21 protein-coding genes are annotated in these 24070 nt (G+C 73.5%); 14 read left to right on the plus strand and 7 right to left on the minus strand.

Annotated features, from left to right (window positions below; translation table 11 throughout):
- Positions 1-103: 103 nt before the first annotated feature.
- Positions 104-1459, minus strand: coding sequence for a GntP family permease (locus CKY47_RS21975; protein WP_306747824.1), 1356 nt, complete (start codon positions 1457-1459; stop codon positions 104-106).
- Between the two features lie 348 nt (positions 1460-1807).
- On the opposite strand from CKY47_RS21975, the gene CKY47_RS21980 reads away from it, so the two are divergent.
- The 4 genes from CKY47_RS21980 (at position 1808) to CKY47_RS21995 (ending at position 7458) form a co-directional block, all read left to right on the plus strand.
- Positions 1808-3328 (plus strand): glycoside hydrolase family 76 protein, encoded by a 1521-nt coding sequence (locus CKY47_RS21980; RefSeq protein ID WP_306747825.1) that lies wholly within the window; start codon positions 1808-1810, stop codon positions 3326-3328.
- Positions 3329-3433: 105 nt separating this feature from the next.
- On the plus strand, positions 3434-4756 hold the full coding sequence (locus CKY47_RS21985) for a M20/M25/M40 family metallo-hydrolase (protein ID WP_306747896.1): 1323 nt from the start codon (positions 3434-3436) through the stop codon (positions 4754-4756).
- 305 nt (positions 4757-5061) lie between these two features.
- A complete protein-coding gene (locus CKY47_RS21990; RefSeq protein WP_306747826.1) occupies positions 5062-6138 on the plus strand; it encodes a hypothetical protein in 1077 nt (358 codons plus the stop codon).
- Between the two features lie 180 nt (positions 6139-6318).
- Entirely contained in the window at positions 6319-7458 is a 1140-nt protein-coding gene (locus CKY47_RS21995; protein WP_306747827.1) for a S1 family peptidase, read from the plus strand.
- Here CKY47_RS21995 and CKY47_RS22000 read toward each other — a convergent pair.
- Positions 7448-9430, minus strand: coding sequence for an MFS transporter (locus CKY47_RS22000; protein WP_306747828.1), 1983 nt, complete (start codon positions 9428-9430; stop codon positions 7448-7450). The genes CKY47_RS21995 and CKY47_RS22000 overlap by 11 nt on opposite strands.
- Before the next feature lie 124 nt (positions 9431-9554).
- Between CKY47_RS22000 and CKY47_RS22005 the strand changes: the two genes are divergently transcribed.
- From CKY47_RS22005 to CKY47_RS22040, 8 genes are all read left to right on the plus strand, one after another.
- On the plus strand, positions 9555-10382 hold the full coding sequence (locus CKY47_RS22005; protein WP_306747829.1) for a M23 family metallopeptidase: 828 nt from the start codon (positions 9555-9557) through the stop codon (positions 10380-10382).
- A gap of 12 nt (positions 10383-10394) precedes the next feature.
- The gene (locus tag CKY47_RS22010; protein WP_306747830.1) at positions 10395-11423 is read left to right on the plus strand and encodes a GH25 family lysozyme; all 1029 of its coding nucleotides are present in this window, start codon (positions 10395-10397) and stop codon (positions 11421-11423) included.
- 49 nt (positions 11424-11472) lie between these two features.
- Positions 11473-12678: a glycoside hydrolase family 3 N-terminal domain-containing protein gene (locus tag CKY47_RS22015; RefSeq protein ID WP_306747831.1), complete on the plus strand. Its 1206-nt coding sequence runs from the start codon at positions 11473-11475 to the stop codon at positions 12676-12678.
- Positions 12679-12753: 75 nt separating this feature from the next.
- Complete coding sequence (locus CKY47_RS22020; RefSeq protein WP_306747832.1) at positions 12754-13611, plus strand: alpha/beta fold hydrolase; 858 nt, start codon at positions 12754-12756, stop codon at positions 13609-13611.
- A gap of 49 nt (positions 13612-13660) precedes the next feature.
- Positions 13661-14437, plus strand: a complete 777-nt coding sequence (locus CKY47_RS22025; protein WP_306747833.1) for a hypothetical protein — start codon at positions 13661-13663, stop codon at positions 14435-14437.
- Positions 14434-14631, plus strand: coding sequence for a hypothetical protein (locus CKY47_RS22030; RefSeq protein ID WP_306747834.1), 198 nt, complete (start codon positions 14434-14436; stop codon positions 14629-14631). Before CKY47_RS22025 ends, CKY47_RS22030 begins: the two co-directional genes overlap by 4 nt.
- A gap of 7 nt (positions 14632-14638) precedes the next feature.
- Positions 14639-15505 carry a tetratricopeptide repeat-containing protein gene (locus tag CKY47_RS22035; RefSeq protein WP_306747835.1) on the plus strand — a complete coding sequence of 289 codons (867 nt, stop codon included), beginning with the start codon at positions 14639-14641 and terminating at the stop codon, positions 15503-15505.
- Between the two features lie 137 nt (positions 15506-15642).
- Positions 15643-16239: a trypsin-like serine peptidase gene (locus CKY47_RS22040; RefSeq protein ID WP_306747897.1), complete on the plus strand. Its 597-nt coding sequence runs from the start codon at positions 15643-15645 to the stop codon at positions 16237-16239.
- A gap of 92 nt (positions 16240-16331) precedes the next feature.
- Here the strand turns inward: CKY47_RS22040 and CKY47_RS22045 are convergent, their stop codons facing one another.
- Genes CKY47_RS22045 through CKY47_RS22065 form a run of 5 tightly spaced genes read right to left on the minus strand, consistent with a single transcriptional unit; the run spans position 16332 to position 20628 of the window.
- Positions 16332-16751, minus strand: a complete 420-nt coding sequence (locus tag CKY47_RS22045) for a PRC-barrel domain containing protein (protein WP_306747836.1) — start codon at positions 16749-16751, stop codon at positions 16332-16334.
- Positions 16752-16800: 49 nt separating this feature from the next.
- A complete protein-coding gene (locus CKY47_RS22050) occupies positions 16801-17436 on the minus strand; it encodes an NUDIX hydrolase (RefSeq protein WP_306747837.1) in 636 nt (211 codons plus the stop codon).
- Entirely contained in the window at positions 17433-18632 is a 1200-nt protein-coding gene (locus CKY47_RS22055; protein WP_306747838.1) for an adenylosuccinate synthetase, read from the minus strand. Before CKY47_RS22055 ends, CKY47_RS22050 begins: the two co-directional genes overlap by 4 nt.
- Positions 18629-19615, minus strand: a complete 987-nt coding sequence (locus CKY47_RS22060; protein ID WP_306747839.1) for a hypothetical protein — start codon at positions 19613-19615, stop codon at positions 18629-18631. Before CKY47_RS22060 ends, CKY47_RS22055 begins: the two co-directional genes overlap by 4 nt.
- A 2-nt stretch (positions 19616-19617) precedes the next feature.
- Positions 19618-20628 (minus strand): protein kinase family protein, encoded by a 1011-nt coding sequence (locus CKY47_RS22065; RefSeq protein WP_306747840.1) that lies wholly within the window; start codon positions 20626-20628, stop codon positions 19618-19620.
- A 566-nt stretch (positions 20629-21194) separates the two neighbouring features.
- Between CKY47_RS22065 and ppk2 the strand changes: the two genes are divergently transcribed.
- Both ppk2 and CKY47_RS22075 read left to right on the plus strand, forming a co-directional pair.
- A complete protein-coding gene (gene ppk2, locus CKY47_RS22070; protein ID WP_306747841.1) occupies positions 21195-22184 on the plus strand; it encodes a polyphosphate kinase 2 in 990 nt (329 codons plus the stop codon).
- 107 nt (positions 22185-22291) lie between these two features.
- Positions 22292-23995, plus strand: a complete 1704-nt coding sequence (locus CKY47_RS22075; RefSeq protein WP_306747842.1) for an alpha-glucosidase — start codon at positions 22292-22294, stop codon at positions 23993-23995.
- Positions 23996-24070 lie beyond the last annotated feature (75 nt).

The following is a 24070-nucleotide window of genomic DNA, read 5'->3' on the forward strand; positions in this document are numbered from 1 at the left end:
AGGCAACGCCGGAGGGACGCGATCACGACGCCAATGGACAGCGCGCGACTGGGGTCGGAATCGTCCTGAGCTGTGGAAACCGCTTAAATCACCGGCATTGCGGCTAGACCACCAGGTCGAGCAGCAGCACGAGCACCAGGCCCACCACCGAGATCAGCGTCTCCATGATCGACCACGTCTTCAGGTTCTGCCCGACGGTCAGGCCGAAGTAGCCCTTCACCAGCCAGAAGCCCGCGTCGTTGACGTGGGAGAAGAACAGCGACCCGGCGCCGATGGCGAGCACCAGCAGGGACGTCTCGCCGGTGCTCAACGTCGTCACGAGCGGCGCGAGGATGCCGGACGCGGTCACCGTCGCGACGGTCGCCGAGCCGGTCGCCAGGCGGATCAGGACGGCCACGAGCCACGCCAGCAGCAGGACCGACAGGCCGCTGCCCGCGACCCAGTCGGCGATCAGCTCGCCGATGCCGGTGTCGATGAGGGTCTGCTTGAACCCGCCGCCGGCGGACACGATCAGCAGGATGCCGGCGATCGGGGGCAGGCCCGCCTCGACGGTCCGGGCGACCTCGCGGCCCGACATGCGCGCACCGCCGCCCAGCGTGACCATGGAGACGATCACCGCGATCAGCAGCGCGATGACCGGCGTGCCGAGGAAGCCCAGCACGGCCCGGACCGGGTTGCCCTCGTCCGCCACGATGTCCGCCAGCGCCTTGCCCATCATCAGCACCACGGGCAGCAGCACGGTGGCCAGGGTGACGCCGAACGACGGCCGGGGCTTCGCGGGGTCGCGGTCCGAGCCCTCGAACAGGTCGGGCGCGGGCACGTCCACCCAGCGCGCGGCGTAGCGGGCGAACAGCGGGCCGGCGATGGCGATGGTCGGGACGGCGATCAGGACGCCGAAGCCGAGCGTGATGCCCAGGTCGGCGTCCAGGGCGTTCACCGCGACCAGCGGGCCGGGGTGCGGCGGCACGAGGCCGTGCATCGCGGACAGGCCGGCCAGCGCGGGGATGCCCAGGCGGATCAACGAGGTGCCGGACCGCCGGGACACCAGCAGGATCACCGGCATGATCAGCACGAGGCCGATCTCGAAGAACATCGGCAAACCGATGAGCGCGCCCACCACGGCCATCGCCCACGGCAGCGAGCGGGTGCTGGAGCGGCCGATGATGGTGTCGACCAGGGCGTCGGCGCCGCCCGAGTCGGCGAGCAGCTTGCCGATCATCGCGCCCAGCGCGATCAGCGTGCCGACGCCGGCCGCGGTGTCGCCGAACCCCTTCGCGAAGCTCGCGACGGCCGCGTCCATGGGCAGGCCCGCGATGGCGGCCACGACGAGGGACGACAGGGTGAGGCCCAGGAACGGGTTCAGCTTGAACCGGCTGATCAGCAGCACGAGCAGGGCGATGCCGAGGACGGCGGCGGGCAGGAGTCGGCCGGCGGACAGGGTTTCCGTGGCGATCGTCATGTCAGGTTTCTTCCTCGCCGGTGGGGCACGCGTCGATGGCGTCGACGGGGCGGTTGAGGTCGAGCACGATGACGGGGGCGTCGGGTCCGGGCGGTTCCAGGGCGGCGGACTGCGGTGCCACCAGGGTGACAGGTACGGGGTGATCGGACCGTGCGGCGACGCGGGCGCACCACCCCGGGGGCGCCCGCCCCTGCCCGGCGGCGGTCCGCTCGCGCGCGGACGTGGCGCAGGCCGTCCACGAGCACGCGTTCTGTCCTGCTTGTCAGGGCGACCGGTGTTGACGGCCCGTCGGGACCGCTCCTACCGTCGGTGTGAGAACGCTCTCACACTCCCTGCGGTGAGGTGCCCGTGCTGAACACCGTCGTTCTCGCATCCCTCCTCCTGTCCCTCGTCCCCGTCCCCGCGCCCCCCGGACCGGTTCCGCCGCCGGCCGAGGTCTGCGACGCCTACTGCGACACCCGCGACCCCGCCCTGCCGCTGAGCGCGCAGCGGTCCGCAACCCGGCCCCATGTCACGGGGCCGTCCGCCTCGGCTGTCGTCTGCAACCTGCACTGCGACGCGCGCGACCCCGCCCTCTCGACCGGCGGGCGGATCGCCCAGACCGTGCCCGCGGGCACCCGCCGCGTCGAGCTGCACTTCGACGGTGGCGAGACGATGGGGTGGGCGGTGATCGCCGCCGGCGGCCAGGGCGACGAGGTCTGGCTGGACCGCTCCTTCGACGCCGGGGTGACCTGGGAGCCCAAGCTCGGCGCGACGACCGTCCCGGCCGGCAACGGCGGCTGGCGCACGCTCATGCACAACGTGGACGACTGGAGCAACCTGGGCGTGGGCCTGCTGCGCGCCTGCGGCCGACCGTCCGGGGCGTCGACCATCGCCTGCACCTCCTGGTACCGGACCACCTGGAACGCCGGCGACCGCCGCACCGCCGCCGCCACGGCCCTCATGCAGCGCTACGACCGGAACACGGGGCTGTTCGCCACCACCGGCTGGTGGAACTCCGCCAACGCCCTCACCGCGATCATCGACAACGCCCGGGTGAGCGGCATGGGCAGCTACCGCTACGCCATCGCCCGCACCTACGACCTCAACCGCACCGCGTGGCAGGGGAACTTCGTCAACGAGTACAACGACGACGTCGCGTGGTGGGGCCTGGCGTGGATCGCCGCCTACGACCTGACCGGCGAGCGCCGCTACCTCGACACCGCCCGCGCGGGCGCCGACCACATCCACCGGTACTGGGACGCGACCTGTGGCGGCGGCATCTGGTGGACGTCGAGCCGGACCTACAAGAACGCCATCGCCAACTCGTTGTACGTGCAGGTCAACGCCGCCCTGCACAACCGCCTGCCCGGCGACTCCACGTACCTGCGGCGCGCCCGGGACGGCTGGCGGTGGTTCGAGGGCAGCGGGATGGTCAACGGCTCGAACCTGGTCAACGACGGGCTCGTCACGGCCACGTGCCGGAACAACGGACAGACGCCGTGGAGCTACAACCAGGGCGTGCCGCTGGCCGCGCTGACCGAGCTGCACCGCGCCACCGGCGACCAGGCGTACCTCGCCCGGGCCCGCGCCCTGGCCGACGCCTCGACCACCAGCGGCGCGCTCAACCCCGGCGGCATCCTGTTCGACGACGGCGGCGGCGGTGACGTGCCGTCCTTCAAGGGCGCCTACGTGCGCGGGCTCGCCGCCCTGGACCGCGCCCTGCCCGGCCGGCCCTACCTCGCCTACCTGAAGCGCCAGGCCGACACCGCCCACGCGCGGGACCGGTCCAGCAGCGACTCGTACGACCAGCCGTGGGCCGGACCGTTCCAGCGCAGCGACGCCGCCCGCCAGCACAGCGCGGTGGACCTGATGAACGCCGCCGGGTGACCGACCGCTCCGGGCCGCCGAGCGGCCCGGAGCCCACATCGGTGAACAGCCCGAGCGATTCCCGCCCACCGGCCTACCAGGTGGTAGGAAGGGCGCGTGAGCAATGTGGATGACGTGGCGGGGTTGCGGCTGGCGCAGGACGAGGTCGTGTCCCTCACCAGTGAGCTGATCAGGATCGACACGACCAACACCGGCGACGCCTCGACCCTGGTGGGGGAGCGGGCCGCCGCCGAGTGGGTCGCCGGGAAGCTGGCCGAGGTCGGCTACGAGACGACCTACGTGGAGTCCGGGGCCAAGGGGCGGGGCAACGTCTTCGCCCGGCTGGAGGGCGCCGACCGCTCGCGGGGCGCGCTGCTGGTGCACGGTCACCTGGACGTGGTGCCCGCCGACGCCTCCGAGTGGTCGGTGCACCCGTTCTCGGGCGCCGTGCAGGACGGGTACGTGTGGGGCCGCGGCGCGGTCGACATGAAGGACATGGTGGGCATGACCCTCGCGGTCGCCCGCCGGCTCAAGCGGGACGGCATCGTGCCGCCGCGCGACATCGTGTTCGCCTTCCTGGCCGACGAGGAGGCCGGCGGCCTGTTCGGCGCCAAGTGGCTCGTCGAGAACCGGCCCGAGCTGTTCGAGGGCGTGACCGAGGCCATCAGCGAGGTCGGCGGCTTCTCCATCACGCTGAAGGACGACGTCCGCGCCTACCTGGTGGAGACCGCCGAGAAGGGCGTCCACTGGCTCAAGCTGCGGGTGAAGGGCACCGCGGGCCACGGCTCGATGCTCCACCGCGACAACGCCGTGACGAAGCTCGCCGAGGCCGTGACGAAGCTGGGGCGGCACCGGTTCCCGATCGTCATCCGGCCGTCGGTGCGCGAGTTCCTCGACGGGGTGTCCGAGATCACCGGCCTCGACTTCCCGGACGACGACATCGAGGGCGCGGTCGGCAAGCTCGGCGCGCTGTCGCGGATGATCGGGGCGACGCTGCGCGACACCGCCAACCCGACCATGCTGTCGGCCGGGTACAAGACGAACGTCATCCCGTCGAGCGCCGAGGCCACCGTGGACTGCCGCATCCTGCCCGGCCGGGAGGAGGCGTTCGACCGCGAGCTGGCGGAGCTGCTCGGTCCGGACGTCGAGCGGGAGTGGCTGGGCCTGCCGGCCGTGGAGACGACCTTCGACGGAGCGCTGGTGGACGCGATGACCGCGTCGATCACCGCCGAGGACCCCGGCGCCAGGGTGCTGCCCTACATGCTGTCCGGCGGCACGGACGCCAAGTCGTTCCAGAAGCTGGGCATCCGCAACTTCGGTTTCGCGCCGCTGCGCCTGCCCGCCGACCTGGACTTCTCGGCCCTGTTCCACGGTGTGGACGAGCGCGTCCCGGTCGACGCGCTCCAGTTCGGCGTCCGCGTCCTGGACCGCTTCCTGCGCAACTCCTGACCCGCGCCGTCCCCCGCGCGCCGGCTCCGGGCCCGGCGCGCGGGGGACGGGGGTGGCCGACCACGTCCGCTGTGGACTGTCCTGTTCGGACTGGTCACTCCGTTCACACGTTCGCGTGGCGGTTCGCCGTTTTGATCATCCAAAGTGGACGAGCAGGTGCGTGTGCCGTCAGAATCCGTGGAGGCCACGGGGCGGCCGGACGCGGCGATCCCGCGCGCCGCCCGCCGGTGACGCGCCGCGCACCGGTCGGTGGCCCCGACTTCGCCGCCACCGGCGGCTGCCCGACACGCCTGGAGAGAACCGTCATGCAACCCCTCGCGCACGCCCGCTGGACGGCCCGACCGCTGCCCGTGCACCTCGTCGGCTCGCTGCCGCACCCGCTGTGCGACGATCCCGCCACCGCGCTGGGCTGGGTCCTGAGGCACGTCGACGGCGTGCCGCTGACCGCCCTGCCCTGCGACCGCGACCCGCGCTGGATCATCGACTGGCTCACCCACGACCTCGCCGCCGTGCCCGCCCTCGACCAGGTGCGCGGCGGTGAGAGCAAGGGCTACCACGACATGCCGTACTACCGGGTCCGCCCGGGGTGCCGACTCGACCCCGACGACGTGGCCTTCGGCAGGCTGGAGCAGGCCGACGCCGCGTTCGCCGCGCTGGAGGCGGTCGAGGCCGACCGGCCGCTGCGGTTGCAGATCGGCATCCCGAACGCCCTGGACCTGGCGATGTTCGCGTTCGGCCCGGAGGCCGCCCGCGAGTGGATGCCGGTCGTGCAGGCGGCCGTCGTGGGCGAGGTCGCCCGGGTCGCCGCGCGCTGGGGCGACCGCGTGCAGTTCCAGCTGGAGAGCCCTGCCGTGCTGGTGTCCTACCACCGCACGCCGCGGTCGCACTGGCCGGAGCTGACCGCCGAGCTCACCCGGCAGGTCGCCGGGGTGCTCGGCGCCGCGCCGGACGCCCGCTGGGTGCTGCACCTGTGCTATGGCGACCTGGAGCACGTCCCGGTGTTCGAGCCGGAGGACCTGGAGGCGCCGGTGGAGTTCCTCAACGGGCTCGCCGACGTGCTGGCCGAGCGGCGGCTGCCGATGCCGACCGTGCACCTGCCGGTCACCTCCGGTGACGGCCCGCCGTCGGTCGACCCGGTGTTCTTCGCGCCGCTCAGGCACCTGCGCCGGGGGGTGGACGTCATCGTCGGCGTGGTCGCCGAGGCGCACCCCGGGGCGACCCGCCAGGCGCTCGAACTGGCCGCGGACGCCCTGGGCGGGCCGATCGCCGGTGTCGCCGCCGCCTGCGGGTACGGCCGGCGCACCGTGGACGCGGCGGCGGCCAACGTGGAGCTGGCCGTCGAACTGGCGCGCGAGTGGAGCCCCGTCCCCGAGCGGGGGTGAGCACGTGCGGGGGCGTCGCCCGGTGGCGGCGCCCCCGCGGGATTGACGCCGGGCCGCGGGCTTGGCATGGTCTGAACCAGATCGGTTGTGAGAGCGCTCTCAAAGACTTGCCCAGGGCGCGCGGCCACCCTCCCTGTCCGGCTGCGCGCCCACCCTGTGGACAAGGAGGACCGCGTGCGCATGACAACGTTGACGAAGGTCGGGACGGCCGTCGCGCTGGTGGTGGGCGGCCTGGTCGCCGCACCCGCCGCGCAGGCCGCGCCCGTGACGTCGGGCCAGCTGTCGCCGGGCCTGGTCTCCTCGATGCGGGCCGCGTTCGGCCTGACCGAGCAACAGGCCCTGGTCCGGATCGCCCGGGAGGCCGAGGCGACCCGCGTGGCGCCGTCCGCGCGCACGGCGGCGGGCGGCGCGTTCGGCGGCAGCTGGTTCGACCAGGACCGGGGCGTGCTCGTCGTCGGCGTGACCGACGGGAAGGCCGCCGAACGGGTGCGTGCCACCGGCGCCGAACCGCGGCTGGTGTCCCGCACGGCCGCCGAGCTGGACCGGGTGAAGGACCGGGTGGACGCGCTGTCGGAGGCGGGCGGCGTGCCGTCGGCCGTCACGAGCTGGCACCCGGACCCGCGCAGCGGTGCGGTGGTGGTCAACCTCCGGGCGGGCGAGCAGACCCGCGAGGTGGCGGACTTCCTCGACCGGGCGAAGCAGTTCGGCCCGATCGAGGTCAACACCGAGGGCGTCACCGCACCCGTGCCGTTCGCGGCCGGGACGGTGGGCGGCGACCCGTACTACACCGGCAACGTGCGCTGCTCGATCGGCTTCTCGGTGCACGGCGGCTACGTCACGGCGGGCCACTGCGGCGGCACCGGCGCCCAGGTCTACGGCTGGGACCGCTCGTGGCAGGGCACGTTCGCGGGCTCGTCGTTCCCCGGCAACGACCACGCGTGGGTGCGCACCGGCGGCGGCTGGTGGAACGTGCCCGTCGTGCTCGGCTGGGGCACGGTGAGCGACGCGCTGGTGCGCGGCTCGTGGGAGGCCCCGGTCGGCACGTCGGTCTGCCGCTCCGGCTCGACCACGCGCTGGCACTGCGGCGTCATCCAGTCCCGCAACGAGACGATCCACTACGCCCAGGGCGACGTGCACCAGATGGCGGGCACCAGCGTGTGCGCCGAGGGCGGCGACTCGGGCGGCTCGTTCATCACCGGCGACCAGGCGCAGGGCGTCACGTCCGGCGGGTACGGCAACTGCTCGTCCGGCGGCCGGACGTGGTTCCAGCCGATCAACGAGATCCTGTCGGTCTACGGACTGAGGTTGCTCACCGCGTGATCCCGACCGAGCGGGCGGCCCGTTCGTCGACGAGCGGGCCGCCCGTCGCCAGGTCCAGGTCCACCGTGCGGCGCTGCGGCGTCACGACCACGTCAGCGGCGTGCGCCGCGGCCCCGCCCGGCGGCAGCACGGTCAGCACGTAGCCGCCCAGCGGCGGCAGGGGCAGCGCGTAGCGGCCGTCGGCGTCGGTGCGGGTGCGCTCGGCCGTGCCGCCCGCCGTGCCGGTCAGCGTGACCAGGGCGTCGGCCACGGCCACGCCGCCGTCGCTGACGATCCCGGCCAGTTCGCGCCGGTCGCGCAGCACGATGCGCTGCGGCCGGTCGCCCAGGTCGAGGACCTGCGAGCACGACGACCAGCCGTCGGCGGAGCAGACCACCAGGTAGCGGCCCGGACCGGGCAGCGCGGCGGACCACGACCCGGCGCTGTCGGCGCGCGACCAGTCGGTGTGCTCGCCCTGGAGGGTGAGGACGGTGACCACGGCCAGCCGGACCGGGTGCCCGTCGGGGGTGACGACGTCCCCGGTGACGACGACCTCGTCGTTGCCCGGCGCGACCTCCCGGGCCGGGGCGTTGACCGTGGTGACGCTGCGCCCGGGCAGCGCGAGGGCCAGTGCGGCGGCGAGCACCGCGGCGGCCCCGGCGATCCACGCGGTCAGCGCGAACGCGCCGGCGTCGGGCGCGGCGACGCCGGCGACGGTGGTCGTGCCCGCGGTGAGCACGGCCGCCACGACGGCGCTGGACGTCGAGGTGCCGATCTGGCGGACGAGCGTGTTCAGCCCGTTGGCCGACGCGGTCTCGGTGATCGGCACGAACCGCATGACCAGGATCGGCATGGCGGCGAACGCGATGGCCGTGCCGGTGGAGATGACCGTGGTGGCGGTGACGAGCTGCCACAGCCCGCCGGTGAACAGGGCGCGGGCGGCGTAGCCGACGGCGATGACCAGGGAGCCGACCATGAGCGTGATCCGCGCGCCGAAGCGGCGGGTCAGCGCCGCCGACACCGGGGCGAGGACCACCATGACCGCGCCGCCGGGCAGCATCGCCAGGCCGGCCGCGGTGGGGGTCAGGCCGTGGCCGACGCCGGTCGACGTGGGCAGCTGGAGCTCCTGGGTGCCGACCAGCAGGTTCGCGTACATGGCGAAGCCCGCGAGCAGCGAGGCGACGTTGGTCAGCAGCACGGGCCGGCGCGCGGACGTGCGCAGGTCGACCAGCGGGTTGCCGGTGCGCAGCTCCCACGGCGTGGTGATCGCGAACCCGATCGCGGCCACCGCGGCGCACAGCAGCGTGTTCCGGCTCGTCCACCCCCACGTCGAGCCCTTGGAGACCGCCAGCAGCAGCGCCGCCAGCGACACCGACAGCAGCACCGCGCCCACCACGTCGAACCGGCCGGGGCTGCGCACCGTCGACTCCGGCACGACCACCAGCACGGCCGCGAGCATCAGCGCGCCCATGCCCGCCGACACCCAGAACAGCGAATGCCAGTCGAGGACCTCGGCGATGACCCCGCCGAGCGGCAGGCCGGCCGCCGCGCCGATGCCGAGGGTCGCGCTCATCAGCGCCACGGCCGCGCCGACGCGCTCCTTCGGCACCTCGTCGCGCATGATGCTGATGCCGACCGGGATCAGGGCGGCGGCGAAGCCCTGCAACGCCCGCCCGACCAGCATCCACGTCAGCCCGGTGCTCACCGCGCACAGCACCGAACCGGCCACCAGCACGCCGAGGGCGATGACCATGACGAGGCGCTTGCCGACCATGTCGGCGACCTTGGACAGGATCGGGGTGGCCACCGCGCCGGTGAGCAGGGTGACCGTGACCAGCCAGGCCGCGTTGTCCGCCGTGGTGTCCAGCAGTTCGGGGAGGTCGGGCAGCAGCGGGACCACGAGCGTCTGCATGAGGGACACGACGGTCCCGCACAGGCTGAGCACGGCGATGACGAGGCCCACCGGCCGCCTCGCACGAGGAGCACGGTTCACGCCGAAAGCTTAGCCTTACTAACTACCGCTCGCCGCCCGAACGGCCGTCGGTCGAACGAACGATGCCGGGCGCCCGCGTCGTCCCTAGCGTCCTGGGCACACACCTCCGACCGGGGAGTTCACCATGGACGACGGCGGGATCAGCAGACGGACGCTGTTACAGGGCACGGTGGCGGCGGGCGTCGTCACCGCGGTGGGCGGCACGGCCGCCCTCGCGGCCGTGCCGGGGTTCTACAACCCCTTCAGCGGCTACCGCGTCACCGGCACCTGGCAGGACCACCTCAACCGCGGCTCGCTCGGCGGCATCGACTACGGCATGGCCGTCGGCACGACGCTGCGCGCCGCGGGCGGCGGCACCGTCACCAACACCCCGAACAACGGCACCGGCGGCCACACGGTCACCATCCGGCACGACAACGGCTACCGCACCCAGTACATGCACCTGTCGCGGTTCCTGCCGGCCAACGGCACGCGCGTCGCCATGGGCGACCCCGTCGGCCTGTCCGGCGGCGCCGCGGGCGCTCCCGGCTCCGGCTCGTCCACCGGCCCGCACGTGCACTGGCACATGATCAACCCCAGCGGCACGCGCATCAACCCGCTGACCTTCCTCGGAAGCAACCCCGGCACCGGCCTGCCCAAGACCTCCACCGAGCAGGACGGCGTCCCCGGCGCGGTCATGTGGAAGCGCGCCCAGAACTGGCTGCGCCTGGAGCACGGCTACACGGGCCCGATCGACGGCGTGCCCGGTACGAACACCTACGCGGCGCTCCAGCGCGGCGTGCGCGGCCACGGCTACACGGGGCCGGTCGACGGCGTGATGGGCCCGAACTCGTGGGCCGGCGTGCAGCGCCTCGCCGCCGGCTGGGGCTACACCGGGCCGATCGACGGCGTGATGGGGCCGAACTCGTGGCGCGGGTTCGCGCGCTTCCTGAACCAGGACAAGTACGACTAGAGGGGGCGCGCCGTGCTGGTCCAGGCACTGGTCGCGGCGGTCGTCGCCGCCGCGACCCCGGTACCACCCGGTGTGATCACCGGGGTCGACGTCGCCACCTGGCAGGCCGGGATCGACTTCGCCCGCGTCCGCGCCGAGGGCCACGGCTTCGTGGTCGTCAAGACCGGCGGCTCCCAGCTGTCGGAGGGCCCCTACACCGGCTCCCGGTACCGCACCCAGGTCACCGGGGCGCGTGCCCAGGGCCTCCGGGTGGGCCACTACTGGGTGGCGGGCGACTTCCAGGCACCCGTCGAGGCGGCGGACTCGTTCACCGCGGCCCTGCACGACTACCGGCGCGGCGACGTGCTCGCGCTGGACAACGAGGTGCTCGACGACTCCACCCGGCTGTGGACCGACGCGCAGGTCACCGCGTTCTTCACCCGCGTGCACGAGCGCGTGGGCGACCACGTGCCGTGGCTCTACATGGGCGCGGCGGACCTGAGGTCCGGGACGTGGCCGCGCACGATCGCGTTCGGCGCGAAGCTGTGGGTGGCGTCGTGGGGCGCGAACGACGGCGGCTACCCGGGCGAGCCGGCCCTCGGCGGCGCCTACCCGACGTGGAGCGCGCACCAGTACACGTCGTCCGGGGTGGTCGGCGGCGTGCGCGTCGACCTGAACGTGGCGAAGCCCACCGCGTTCGACGTGGTGACGCCGGGTGAGCCGCCGGATGAGCCGCCCGGCCTGCCCAAGACGTCGACCGAGCAGGACGGCGTCCCGGGCGCGGTGTTCTGGCAGCGCGCGCAGAACTGGCTCACCGAGGAGGGCGGGTACACCGGTCCGGTCGACGGGGTGCCCGGGGTGAACACCTACGCGGCGTTGCAGCGCGCGCTGCGCGCCCACGGGTACACCGGTCCGGTCGACGGCGTGCCCGGCGTGAACACCTACAAGGCCTGGCAGCGCCTGGCCTCCGGGTGGGACTACACCGGTCCGGTCGACGGCGTGATGGGACCGAACTCGTGGCGCGGCGTCGCGCGGTTCCTCAACCAGGACCGGTACGACTGAGGGGTGTGCTGGTCGGCGACCGCCGGCGCGATGACGTAACTTGGGTGCCGTGCGGGACGAGCAGCCGAGCAGGCGACACGGCGGCCGGAACGCCGGTACGAGGGCGTTGCTGGTGTTCCTGGCCGTCGGTGCGCTGCTCGCGGCGCTGCTGCACGACCCCGGGACGTCGGTGACCGGCCGTCCCGTCGCCGCGCCCGCACCCCCCTCGTCCCCACCCCCGCCCGAGGCGACCACCGCGCCCCGGCCCGAACCGGCGCCCGCACCCGACCCGTGCGCCGTCGCGGCCGGGGCGCTGCCGCTGCGCGCCCGCCTGGCCCAGTTGCTCGTCGTGGGCGTCGACCCGCGCGGGCCCGCCGACGCGCTCGGCATCGTCCAGCGCGACCAGGTCGGCGGCATCTTCGTCGGCGGCGACGCCCCGGGCCTGCTCAGCGGCGGCGCGCTGGGGGCGGTGCGGGCCGCGGCGGCCCTGCCGCTGATCGTGGCCGTGGACGACGAGGGCGGTCGCGTGCAGCGGGTCGACCAGCTCGACGGCGACCTGCCCAGCGCCCGGCGGATGGCCGCCGACCTGTCGCCCGACCAGGTCCGCGCGCTGGCCCACGAGCGGGCCCTGAGGCTGCGCGACCGGGGCGTGACGATGGACCTCGCCCCCGTCGTGGACACCAGCGGCCAGGCCGACCGCACGGTGATCGGCGACCGCTCGTTCAGCCCGGACCCCGAGGTGGCCGCCCGCTACGCGCTGGCCTTCGCCGAGGGCCTGCACGACGCCGGCGTGACCCCCGTGCTCAAGCACTTCCCCGGCCACGGCAACACCAGCGGCGACTCCCACCTCGGCGCCGTGCGGTCGCCGCCGCTGGACGTGCTGCGCACCACCGACCTCGTGCCCTACCGGGACATCGACCGCTACGGCGACGTCGTGGTGATGCTCGGCCACATCGACGTGCCGGGCCTCACCGGCGGCAGGCCCGCGACGCTCAGCGGCGAGGCGTACCGGCTGCTGCGCGAGGAGTTCGGCTTCACCGGCCCGGCGATGACCGACGACCTGGGCGCGATGAAGGCGGTGACGGACCTGGTCGACCTGCCCGACGCGGTGCGCCAGGCCCTCGCCGCCGGCGCCGACCTCGCCCTGTGGTCCTCGGGCGGGCGCGTCGCGCAGGTGCTGGACCACCTGGAGGCCTCGGTCGCGGCCGGCACGCTGCCCGTGGCGCGGGTGGACGAGGCGGCCCGCCGCGTGCTGGCCGCGAAGGGCTCCTGCTGATCTTCGCGCGCCCCCGTGACGAACCGGCTACCTACTCGTTGGTAAAGCAACACGGCCGACGGAAGGGGCAGCGGGATGGCGACCGAGCGGTTGCGGCTGGAGGACGGCGCCGAGCTGAACGTGGTGGTCAGCGGTCCGGCGGACGCGCGGCTGACCGTGGTGCTGGCGCACGGCTACGCGCTGGACCACCGCACCTGGCACCGGGTGGTGGCCGCGCTGCCGTCCGACCTGCGGGTGATCCGCTACGACCACCGGGGGCACGGCTCGTCCACGCCCGCCACCAAGGAGACGGCCACGATCGAGCAGCTCGGCGACGACCTCGGCGAACTCGTCGAACGGCTGGTGCCCCAGGGCGGCGTCGTCATCGTCGGTCACTCGATGGGGGGAATGGCGGCGATGGCCATGGCCGAGCGGCGGCCGAGGCTGTACCGGCAGCGCGTGGCCGGGGTGGTGTTCGTGTCCACCGCGACGACCGACCTGTCGGAGACGTCCCTGGCGTGGCCGAAGGCGCTGGGCAAGCTCGTGCGCGAGCTGGAGCGGGCGTTCGGGCCGCTGGTGCGCACCATCCGGGAGAGGATCGAGCCCGCGAAGACGGCCGGCCTGCGCTGGTGGCTGTTCGGCGACGAACCGCGCCAGGAGGACGTGGACCTCGTCGCCGACGTGGTGTGGGCGCACTGGCCCGGCACGATCGCCCTGTTCCGGCCCGCGGTCGACCGCTACGACCGGGAGGCCGCGCTCACCGTGGCGGGGGAGCGGCCGGTGGTGGCGATCGTCGGCGACGAGGACCGGCTGGTGCCCGAGGGCGACGCGAAGGCCCTCGCCGCGTCGGTCGGCGGCGAGTCGGTCGTGGTCGCCGACGCCGGTCACATGCTCCCGCTGGAAGCGCCCGCGGAGGTGGCCGCACAAATCGTGCTGTTGGCCGCCCGCCATTAGATTCATTTCCCGGCAATCAACCCCGAATGCGTACTCCGCCATTGGTAACGTGGTGGCGTCCAATGGCGGAGTACCGTTCGAGACGATCGCGCGGGAAAGGTGCACGGGCTTGCCGCACGTCACGTTCATCCACGGAATCGGCAACGAACCGCCCGCCCCGAGGCTGGGCCGCAACTGGCGGCGGGTCCTCGCCGAGAACGGTCTCGACCTCGACGCTTCCGGCGTGACCAGCGCGTTCGTCTACTGGGCCGACCTCTTGCACCCCGCGCCGCTGCCGGAGACGCGCTACGAGGACACCCGCGGCACGCTGGAGGTCGAGGCGCCCGAGATCGGCATGCGGTGGCTGGTGCGGTCCACCGGCGTCGAGGCGTCGTTCGTCGCGGCGCCGGCCGACCGCGTCGGTTCGGACGAATTCGCCTCCGACGACCCGGTACTGCCCGCGGGCGTCGAACCCGACCCGACGGGGGAACGCGTGCTGCTGCCGTGGTCCGTCAAGCGACGCCTGATGAAGGTGTTCCTGCGCGACGCCCACCACTACCTGTTCGACACCGAGTTCAGCCCGCGCGAGGGCGAGACGCACCCGATCCGGCGCGAGATCCGCGCGCGCTCGACGAGGGCGCGCGACGGCCCGGCCCGCACGTCGTCGTGGCGCACAGCCTGGGCACCGTCATCGCCTACGACTGCGTCAAGCGGCTGCCGGACTGCCCGCGGGTGGACGGCCTGCTCACGTTCGGCAGCCCGCTGGGCATCGACGAGGTGCAGGACCGGCTCCGTCCCGGGTGGACCCGCCACGACGGGTTCCCGGCCGGGTTGCGGCAGTGGGTGAACGTCCACGACCGGCTCGACCCCGTCGCGGGCGTGGACCCCCTGCCGGCCGACGACTTCCGCCGCCAGGGCGTGAAGGCGGTCGTGGACGTCGGCGCGTCGAACCGCGGGGCCTGGCGGCACGGCGCCGACAAGTACCTGGCGGGCACCGGGCTGCGGGACGCGCTGGCCGGGATGCCGGACGGGGAGTGGTGACGACCGGGTGACCTGGGACCGCCGGACCTCGGTCGTCGAGCTGTTCCGCGCGGTCGACGCGCTCGACCGGCCGCGGGTGGAAGCCCTGTGCGCGGACCTGGTCGAGGACCTGCGCGTCGACGAGCGCCCCTACCCGCTCGACCAGGCCCACCGCGTGCTGGGCGAACTGCGCCGCAAGCGGTACCTCGAACCGCTGCGCCGGGTCGCCGACGCGCTCATCCAGGCGGGTCGGTCCGATCCGACGATCCGCCGGCACTACGCCCAGGCGCTGCTGGACCAGGGCGTGCTCACCGCCGCCGTCGCGGTGCTCGAACGCCTGCTGGAGGACGTCGCGTCGAGCCCGTACGAGGCGACCGAGGCCCGCGGCCTGCTCGGCCGGGCCTACAAGCAGATGTACGTCACGACCGCCCCGACGGCCCCGGAGCGCAGGCGGCGCTTCCTGGAACTCGCCGTCGAGCACTACCGCGGCGTGTACGACCAGGCCGGGCTCGCCCGGCACGGCATCAACCTGGTCGCCCTGCTGGTGCGGGCCCGCGAGGACGGCGTCGACCTGCCCGGCGACCCGCTGCTGATCGCGCGCAACGTGCTGGCCGCCGCCACGGGGCTCGGCCACGCCGCGGCGTGTGGGACCACGGCACCGCGCTGGAGGCGTGCGTGGCGCTGGGCAGGCACGAGGAGGCGGTGGAGCGGCTGCACGCCTACCTCGGCGCGGGCGCCGACGCGTTCGAGATCGCCGGGACCCTGCGGCAGTTGCGGGACGTGTGGCAGCTGGACGCGTCCCGCGAACCCGGCCTGTCCCTGCTGCCGGTGCTGGCGGGCGCGCTGCTGGCCCGTCGGCCGGCCGGTGACGTCGCGGTCGGCGCGGCCGAGCTGAGCGACGAGGTGCTCGACCGGCTCGACCACCTCCAGAAGCTGCTGGGCGACGAGGGCTTCCAGAGCCTCGCGTGGTTCCGCACCGCGCTGGAGCGGTGCCGGGCCGTGGCGCTGGTCGAGGACCCGGTGGACGGGGGAGTGGGCACCGGGTTCCTGGTGGACGGCAAGGCGCTGCACCCGTCGTGCCCGGACGTGGTGCTCGTGACCAACGCGCACGTGGTGTCGGCGGACCACCCGGGCGCGCTGCACCCGGACCGGGCGCTCGTGACGTTCCGCGCGCTGGAGTGCGGTCCGGGGCGCCGGATCAGGCGGGTGCTCTGGTCCTCGCCGGTGGACCGGCTGGACGTGACCGTCGCCGAGCTGGACGGCGTGCCCGCGCAGGCCACCCGCTGCCCGCCGGCCCGCCGCCGACCCGTGCTGCGGCCCGACGAGCCGACCAGCGCCTACGTCATCGGCCACCCGCGCGGTCGTGAGCAGGTGATGCTGTCGGTGCAGGACAACCGGCTGCTCGACGCCGACGACACCCGCCTGCACTACCGCACGCCGACCGAGGAGGGCAGTTCCGGCAGTCCCGTGTTCGACCGGCAGTGGGACCTGATCGCGGTCCACCACGCGGGCGGCACCCGGATGGCGCGGCTCAACGGGAGGCCCGGCCTGTACCCGGCCAACGAGGGCGTCTGGTTCGACCGGGTGCGGCAGGAGCTGGCCGCGGCGCTGGACGCCGGGCGCTCCTGATCCCCGACGACGGCGAGGCCACCGCACGGGCGGGCGCGCGGTGGCCTCGGTTGTTCGACATCCTTTATTACTTCAGTGTTGCTTAAAAAGAATCACTCGTCCGTGGGACTGGTGCGGTAGCTGTCGGTGTAGTACTCGCCCAGGCGGCGACGGTAGTCGTCGGCGTCGGGGTGCTCCGGGTCGTAGGCGGGCGCGTCGGTGACGTGCTTCTTCGTCCGGTCGACGCGGACCAGCTTGGCGTCGTGGTCGACCTCGCAGATGGCGCCCACCGGCAGCACCACCCGGTGGCTGGTCAGCCAGGTCCCCGTGTCCACCAGGAGGCAGTCCGCGGGCAGTTCGGCGTTGTGCTCGTCGACCTTGCCGATGCGGCCGTCGACCGCGTCCACCTCGTAGCCGAGCAGGCCGACGTCGGGGCGGCCGCGGTCCTGGGCGATGGTCCTGGTGGGGCTGTCCAGGACGGTCACCGCGTCGCGCCAGACCCAGGGCGCGAAGGGGAAGGGGTGTGGCTGCATGTGGTCCTCCTCTGTCCGGTGACGGGGGAGGGGTACCCATTCGAGTGACTCATGAGTCCCAGCGCCACACGGAGGGTGGTCTTCCGCCTCGGGGGAGGGCGGCGGCGTGCTGGGTGGTGCGCCGGAGGCCGGGCACGCGTTCCATGGTGCGGCCCAGGTTGGCGGGGTAGGGGCGGTCCCCGGTGAGCGCCTCGGTGGCGTCGAGGGCGTGGGCGGTGGTGAACTCGGGGCCGAGGAGGCCGGCGGTGAAGGCGGGGTCGCGCCAGAGCTTGTCGGCCAGGAGGGGGCGGCAGTCGGCGACGATGCGGTCGTGGTCGAAGGCCAGGGGCGGGACCTCGGCGAGGAACGCCCAGTGGGTGGGGCCGTCGGTGAGGCGGGTGGGGTCGAGGGTGACCCAGAGGGCGACGGACAGGGTGGGGCCGCGGGGGTCGCGGGAGGGTTCGTCGAAGGTGGCGAGCTGCCCGGTGGCGGAGATGGCGTCGGCGGGCAGGCCGAGCTTGTCGGTCACCGCGCGGCGGGCGGCGTCGCGGAGGCGTTCGCCGAGGCCGAGGAGGACGCCGGGGAGGGCGAGTTCCCCGGCGAACGGCTCGGCGGCACGGGGTGCGGTGCCGAGCAGGACGGCACGCCCGACCGGGTCGAAGCGCAGGGCCAGCACGTCCACCGAGACCGGGGTCGACTCGATCATGTGGTGATTGTCGCGCACGTCCGGACGGTGTAGTGGGTGCGGTCGGGGCCGTGCCCGGTGACCAGGACGGGCCGGTCGAGGTGGTCGGTGATCCAGTGCCGGGGGTCGGGCATGTCGTGGGTGCCGTGCGCGGTGGTGACGCGGAGGTCGGTGGCGTCGAGGTGGGTGACGGCGAGGCCGTCGAGGCCGTCGCAGGCGTCGGCGGCGTAGGTGAGGAGTCGGGCGTCGAGGTGGCCGGTGCGCCAGGCGCCCTGGTAGTGGCCGGTGCCGTTGTGGCGTTCGGGGAAGCGGGCGAGGAGGGCGGGGTCCTCGGTGGGGAGTGGTCCGGCGCCGTGGCGGGTCTGGTAGGTGCGGGTGACGCCGAGGGTGGTGGCGGGGCGGCCGCGCAGGAGGGCGCGGGCGTTGTGGGGGGTGGTGGTGGACCAGGTGGTGTGGGGGTGGAAGCCGTGGTGCTGGTCGAGGAGGACGCCTTGGGCGCCTTCGAGGACGAGGCGGCCGGTGCCGGTGTCGGCGAGGCGGCCGACCTCGTCGCCGCGGGTGGTGCGGACGGCGGTGGCGAAGTCGCGGTAGAGCGCGACGAGGTCGTCGATGACGGGGCCGTCGCCGATGAGCGGTCGGTAGAAGCGGGCGAGGTCGTCGAGCTTGCGGCGCAGGGTGGTGGGGTGGGCGCAGTCGCCGACGCGGGGTGGTTCGCCGGGGGTGCCGGGGACGTGTTGGTGTTCGACGACGTCGCCTTCGGCGGCTCCGTGCAGGAGGGCGTACCAGGCGGTTTCGCCGATGCCCTTGCCGCAGGAGCCGTGGCGGCCGTCGCCGCGGGCGTCCTCGCGGGCGCGGTTGGCGGCGATGTGGAGGGGGGTGGTGAGGAGTGCGTCGGCGTCGACGGTGAGGGTGTCGAGGGGGTTGGGGATGCCGAGGGCTTCGAGTTCGCGGGTTTCGGTGGCGAGGGCGATGGGTTCGACGAGGACGTGGTGGGAGAGGTGGGTGGGCACGCCGGCGAGCGTGCCCGAGCCGTACTGGCTGAAGGTGTGGTGGCGGCCGTCGGCGACGACGTTGTGGGCGGCTTGGGCGCCGCCGTTGAAGCGGATGACGGCGGTGGTGGGGCGGTCGTGGCACAGGGCGTCCACGACCGCTCCCTTCCCCTCGTCGCCGAAGCCGAGGCCGACGACGATGACGTGGCCGGTGAGGTCGGTGGTCATGACAGGGTGACGTCGTCGGGGCCGTCGAGGGCGGGCGGGGTGGCGGCGCGGCGGGTGGCGGGGGTGCGTGCGCCGACCTGGACGAGGGCCTTGCCGACTGCTTCGCCCTCGGCGGCGGAGCCGACCTCGGCGAGGTCGACGAGCGCCTGGTCGAGGTCGACGACGCGTTCTTCGAGGCCGATGGTGGCGGCGATCAGCTCGCAGACGGCGCCGGGGTCGTCGAGCTTGAGGAAGTTCTGGCCGAGGAGGTCGCGCCAGTGGTCGGCGATCCGGGGGTCGTTGTAGTAGGAGGACTGGTTGGGGAGCACGAAGTAGACGTGCCACTTGCGGGCGAGTTCGCGGTAGACGGAGGCGGGGTCGATGTCCTGGGTGATGTCGTCGCCGATGATGCGGCGGATGTGGCGCGCTTCGAGGCGGGGCTTGTTGAGCTCGTCGCCGATGAGGAAGAGGTAGCCCTTGCGGCCGCGCTTCTGCCAGGCGTCGGTGACGACGTGGCGGGCGATGAAGTAGGCGGCGAGTTCGTAGGACTCGCTCTTCTGGCCGCCGCCGTTGCCCTCCAGGAAGATGGTGCGGAGTTGTTCGTCCATGCGGTTGTCGGACTCGAACTGGCCGACCTGGAGGGGGACGCGGTCGCTGTCGGCGTCGCCGATGCCGCCGAAGAGGAGCTGGGGGTCGGTGAGGTAGCCCTTGCGCTGGATGAGGCCGTGCAGCTTGCCGAGCTTGCGCTGCATGATCTGGGGGACGCGGCCCATGGAGCCGGTGACGTCGAAGAGGACGGCGATGGGGGTGGAGTCGGCGTGGTCGGCGGAGTCGCGGCACTCGCGGGCGGTGACGCCCTTGGGGTCGAGCGAGGGGTCGGCCTTCCAGTTGGCGGACGAGGTCTTGCGCATGGCGGCGGTGTAGCCGAAGTCGTCGACGCCCTTGGCGGCGCGGAAGGTCTTGGCCGCCGCGTAGGCGTTGTCGTCCCACTTGCCGTGTCCCATGGTCAGGCTCCTGTCGTGGTGGTGCGGGGGAGTGCGAACGGTCGGTAGGTGCGTTCGCCGTAGAGGTCGTCGAGCAGTTCGTCGTACTCGGTGAGCAGGTCGGCGGCGTCGGGGCGGCGTGCGGGGTCGTCCTGGGTGCAGCCGCGGGCGAAGGCGCGTTGGCGGGTTTCGCCGGGTGCCAGGAGGTCCAGCATGAGGGTGTGCGCCATGTGGACGTCGGTGGCGTGGGTGAGGGGGTGTCCGGTGTGGACTTCGGGTGGGTAGCGGGTGGTCCTGTCGGTGGCGAGGGGTGGTTGGCCGCTGTCGACGGCGAAGGTCCAGCCGACGAGGACGATGCCGTGCTGGGCGGGGTGGACGAGGACGTTGTCGGTGGTGATGGCGCCGTGGACGAGTCCGGCGAGGTGGGCGCCGGCGACGGCGCGCAGGAGGCGGCGGTGCATCCAGGCGTAGTCGCGGCCGTCGAGCCCGTCGGGGAAGGCCTTCTTGACCTCGGTGAGGGTGGTGAAGCCGTCGGTGAGGGGTTCGAGGACGGTGAAGGCGCGGTCGCCGCGCGGGACGTCGCCGGAGGTGTCGAGGAGGCGGGGGTAGTAGGGGCGCAGCCAGGGGTGGCGGTCGGTGAGGCGTCGGAGCGCGGTGAGGGCGTGCCACTCGGCGTGCAGGAGGGGGTTGAGGGCGGGGTTGCGGACGAGTTTGACGAGGTGGGGGCCGTCGGTGCGGTAGAGGTTGGCGACGCTGCCGACGGCGTGGAGGTCGGTGGTGCGGTAGGTGGTGGTGGCGGTGTGGAGTTCGGTGGCGGGGGTCTGCTGCCACTCGTGGTGCAGTCGGGTGAGTTCGGCGGAGGCGGCGTGCGCCCTGGTGTCGTGGGGGCCGACCTTGTCGGGGTGCAGGACGGCGGCGAGTGACCGGTAGAGGCGCTGTGCTTCCTTGCGCCGCGCGGGGTCGCGGGGGCCGAACAGGTCGGCCGCGTCGCGGGCCCGTTCGACCCGGTCGAGGGCTTCCTGCCTGGTGAGCATGGTTTGAGTCTATACGACTCAAACCATGCTTCGGGGCGGAATGCCGCTGTGGTCCCCATCACGTGACGTTGTGTGATCGCCGGGCGTGGCACTCCGGCGGTGCCGATTCCTCCTGCGGTCACCAGTCGCGTTCGCTGGAGCCTGCTCCGCGAACTCCTTCTCCCCCCCGCTGCGCGCGGACGTGCCGGCGTGTCCGCTTCCCGTCGGAACGGGAGTCCGCCTCGCGCACCGCGCGACCCGCCCTGCGCGGGATCGTCACGAGCCACCCGGGGCGCGCCGTGCTCGACCGCGTGCCGCTCACCGGCACCCCGGCGGGCACGCCGACCGGTCGCCGTCACCCGGCCTGGTCGAGCGGCGTGACCTGCTGGTGCCGGACGAGTCGACGGACCACCTGTCGCCCGCGCCGGCCGGCTGCCCCGGTGCGCTCGTCGTGGTCAGGCGCGACCGGTGCGGCCGTGACCGGATCCGCGGCGCGTGCCCGCACCACCCCGCACCGGGCGCACGCCCCCGCACCGGACGCGTGACCACACCGTTTGCCCACCCACCGCGCCGGGTAAGTCCGAATCGTGAACACCGCGCTCGACCTCTCCGAACGGTTCCCCGGGCTCGACATCTCCGGCCTGGTGGTGGACTACGACGACGCCGACGACCCGGTCCTGCGCCACGCCGACGGCACGCTCATCGACACCTGGCGGGAGAACTACCCGTACCGGGAGCGGATGACGCGCGAGGACTACGAGCTGGCCAAGCGGCTGCTCCAGATCGAGCTGCTCAAGCTCCAGTACTGGATCAAGGACACCGGCGGGCGCATGGTCGTCGTGTTCGAGGGGCGCGACGCCGCCGGCAAGGGCGGCACCATCAAGCGGTTCACCGAGCACCTCAACCCCCGCGGCGCGCGCGTGGTGGCGCTGAGCAAGCCCACCGACCGCGAGCAGGGGGAGTGGTACTTCCAGCGCTACGCCAACCACCTGCCCACCGCCGGCGAGATCGTGCTGTTCGACCGCTCCTGGTACAACCGGGCCGGCGTCGAACGGGTGATGGGCTACTGCACCGACGAGCAGTACCAGCGGTTCATGCGGCAGGCGCCCACGTTCGAGAAGATGCTGGTCGACGACGGGATCGTGCTGGTCAAGCTGTGGTTCTCGGTGTCGCGCGCGGAGCAGCGCACCAGGTTCCTCATCCGCCAGGTCGACCCCGTCCGGCAGTGGAAGCTCAGCCCCAACGACATCCGCTCGCTCGACCGGTGGGACGCCTACACCGAGGCCAAGGTCGCCATGTTCCGCGCCACCGACACCGCCCGCGCGCCGTGGACGGTCGTCAAGAGCAACGACAAGAAGCGCGCCCGCATCGAGGCCATGCGCAGCATCCTGGCCCGCATCGACTACGCCGACAAGGACCCGGAGGTGGTCGGCGAACCCGACCCGCGCGTCGTCGGCGCCGCGGCCACCCTGCTGGAGGAGGGCGAGGACGAGTCCTCGCTCAGCCCCACGCCCATCGCGCCCACCGACGACCCCGACCACGGCCCCGGCATCCACCCCGAGGACACCCGGACCTGACGCGGGCGCGGTCCCGGTCGGCGCGCTCCGCCGGGTTGCCCCGCCCCGCCGCCCACGGTGGACTGATCACCGACCGGATGCCGGAACCGACGTGCAGGGGGATGCCGATGACCCACGACCAGACCGCGTGGTGGCAGTCAGCCGTGGTGTACCAGGTGTACCCGCGCAGCTTCGCCGACTCCGACGGCGACGGCGTGGGCGACCTCGGCGGCATCACCGCGCGGCTGGACCACCTGCAACGGCTGGGCGTCGACGTCGTCTGGCTCTCCCCGGTCTACGCCTCGCCGCAGGCCGACAACGGCTACGACATCTCCGACTACCGGGCGATCGACCCGTCGTTCGGCACCCTCGACGACTTCGACGCCCTCGTCGCCGACCTGCACGCGCGCGGCATGAAGCTCGTGATGGACCTGGTGGTCAACCACACCTCCGACGAGCACCCGTGGTTCGTCGAGTCGCGCTCCTCCCGCGACGCCCCGAAGCGCGACTGGTACTGGTGGCGCCCGCCGCGCGAGGGCTTCGAGGCCGGGCAGCCCGGTGCGGAGCCCACGAACTGGGGCTCCTTCTTCTCCGGGCCCGCCTGGCACCTCGACGAGGCGACGGGCGAGTACTACCTGCACCTGTTCGACCGCAAGCAGCCCGACCTCAACTGGGAGAACCCCGAGGTCCGCGAAGCGGTGTACGACATGATGCGGTGGTGGCTGGACCGGGGCGTGGACGGCTTCCGGATGGACGTGGTCAACTTCATCTCCAAGGACCCGGCCCTGCCCGACGGCGCCACCACCGGCGTCGGCGGCGTCGGCGACGGGTTCCCGCACTTCGCCACCGGCCCGCGCGTCCACGAGTACCTCCAGGAGATGCACCGCGAGGTCTTCGGCGGCCGCGAGGGCGAGTTCCTCACCGTCGGCGAGATGCCGGGCGTCACCTGGCAGGACGCCGTCCTGTTCACCGACCCCGCGCGGCGCGAGGTCGACATGGTGTTCCAGTTCGAGCACGTCTCGCTCGACCACGGCCCCGGCGGCAAGTTCGACCCCCGGCCGCTGGACCTGCGGCTGCTCAAGGCGTCCCTCGGGCGCTGGCAGACCGCGCTCGGCGAGGTCGGCTGGAACAGCCTCTACTGGAACAACCACGACCAGCCGCGCGTGGTGTCCCGCTTCGGCGACGACGACCGGTGGTGGCGCGAGTCGGCCACCGCCCTGGCCACCGTGCTGCACCTGCACCGCGGCACGCCGTACGTGTACCAGGGCGAGGAGTTGGGCATGACCAACGCCCCGTTCGCCTCGGTCGAGGACATGCGCGACGTCGAGTCGGTCAACCACCACCGCGAGGCCGTCGCCGCGGGCGTGGACCCGGAGGTCGTGCTGCGCGGCCTGCGAGCCATGGGCCGCGACAACGCCCGCACCCCCGTGCAGTGGGACGGCACGCCGAACGCCGGGTTCACCACCGGCGAGCCGTGGCTCGCGGTCAACCCCAACCACACCTGGCTCAACGCCGCCGCCCAGTACGACGACCCGCGCTCGGTGTTCAACCACTACCGGCGGCTCATCGCGCTGCGCCACGAGCACCCCGTCGTCGCGGTCGGCGACTTCCGCATGCTGCACCCCGACGACCCCGCCCTCTACAGCTACGAGCGCACGCTGGGGGAGCGGCGGCTGCTCGTCGTGGCCAACCTGGGCGGCGAGCCGCGGACCGCCGGGCTGGAACCCGGCTGGGGCGCCGGGCACGTGGTGCTGGCCAACTCCGACGAGCCGCGCGTCGCCGACGGCCACGCCGAACTGGGTCCGTGGGAGGCCCTCGTGCTCCTGCGCTGACCGCCGCCCCCCGGCCGGCCGCTCCCGGCGGACCGCCGACCTTCCGCCGAACCGGTTCAGTGGCTACGGTCGGTG

The sequence above is a fragment of the Saccharothrix longispora genome, from assembly GCF_030852425.1.
GTDB classification, from domain to species: Bacteria; Actinomycetota; Actinomycetes; order Mycobacteriales; family Pseudonocardiaceae; genus Actinosynnema; species Actinosynnema longispora.

What these genes read in the sequence shown, in the direction of transcription:
- CKY47_RS21975 (WP_306747824.1), bottom strand. Translation starts at nt 1,459, where the DNA reads ATGACGATCGCCACGGAAACCCTGTCCGCCGGCCGACTCCTGCCCGCC.
- CKY47_RS21990 (WP_306747826.1), top strand. Translation starts at nt 5,062, where the DNA reads ATGCAACCCCTCGCGCACGCCCGCTGGACGGCCCGACCGCTGCCCGTG.
- CKY47_RS21995 (WP_306747827.1), top strand. Translation starts at nt 6,319, where the DNA reads ATGACAACGTTGACGAAGGTCGGGACGGCCGTCGCGCTGGTGGTGGGC.
- CKY47_RS22005 (WP_306747829.1), top strand. Translation starts at nt 9,555, where the DNA reads ATGGACGACGGCGGGATCAGCAGACGGACGCTGTTACAGGGCACGGTG.
- CKY47_RS22020 (WP_306747832.1), top strand. Translation starts at nt 12,754, where the DNA reads ATGGCGACCGAGCGGTTGCGGCTGGAGGACGGCGCCGAGCTGAACGTG.
- CKY47_RS22045 (WP_306747836.1), bottom strand. Translation starts at nt 16,751, where the DNA reads ATGCAGCCACACCCCTTCCCCTTCGCGCCCTGGGTCTGGCGCGACGCG.
- CKY47_RS22050 (WP_306747837.1), bottom strand. Translation starts at nt 17,436, where the DNA reads ATGATCGAGTCGACCCCGGTCTCGGTGGACGTGCTGGCCCTGCGCTTC.
- CKY47_RS22055 (WP_306747838.1), bottom strand. Translation starts at nt 18,632, where the DNA reads ATGACCACCGACCTCACCGGCCACGTCATCGTCGTCGGCCTCGGCTTC.
- CKY47_RS22060 (WP_306747839.1), bottom strand. Translation starts at nt 19,615, where the DNA reads ATGGGACACGGCAAGTGGGACGACAACGCCTACGCGGCGGCCAAGACC.
- CKY47_RS22065 (WP_306747840.1), bottom strand. Translation starts at nt 20,628, where the DNA reads ATGCTCACCAGGCAGGAAGCCCTCGACCGGGTCGAACGGGCCCGCGAC.
- CKY47_RS22075 (WP_306747842.1), top strand. Translation starts at nt 22,292, where the DNA reads ATGACCCACGACCAGACCGCGTGGTGGCAGTCAGCCGTGGTGTACCAG.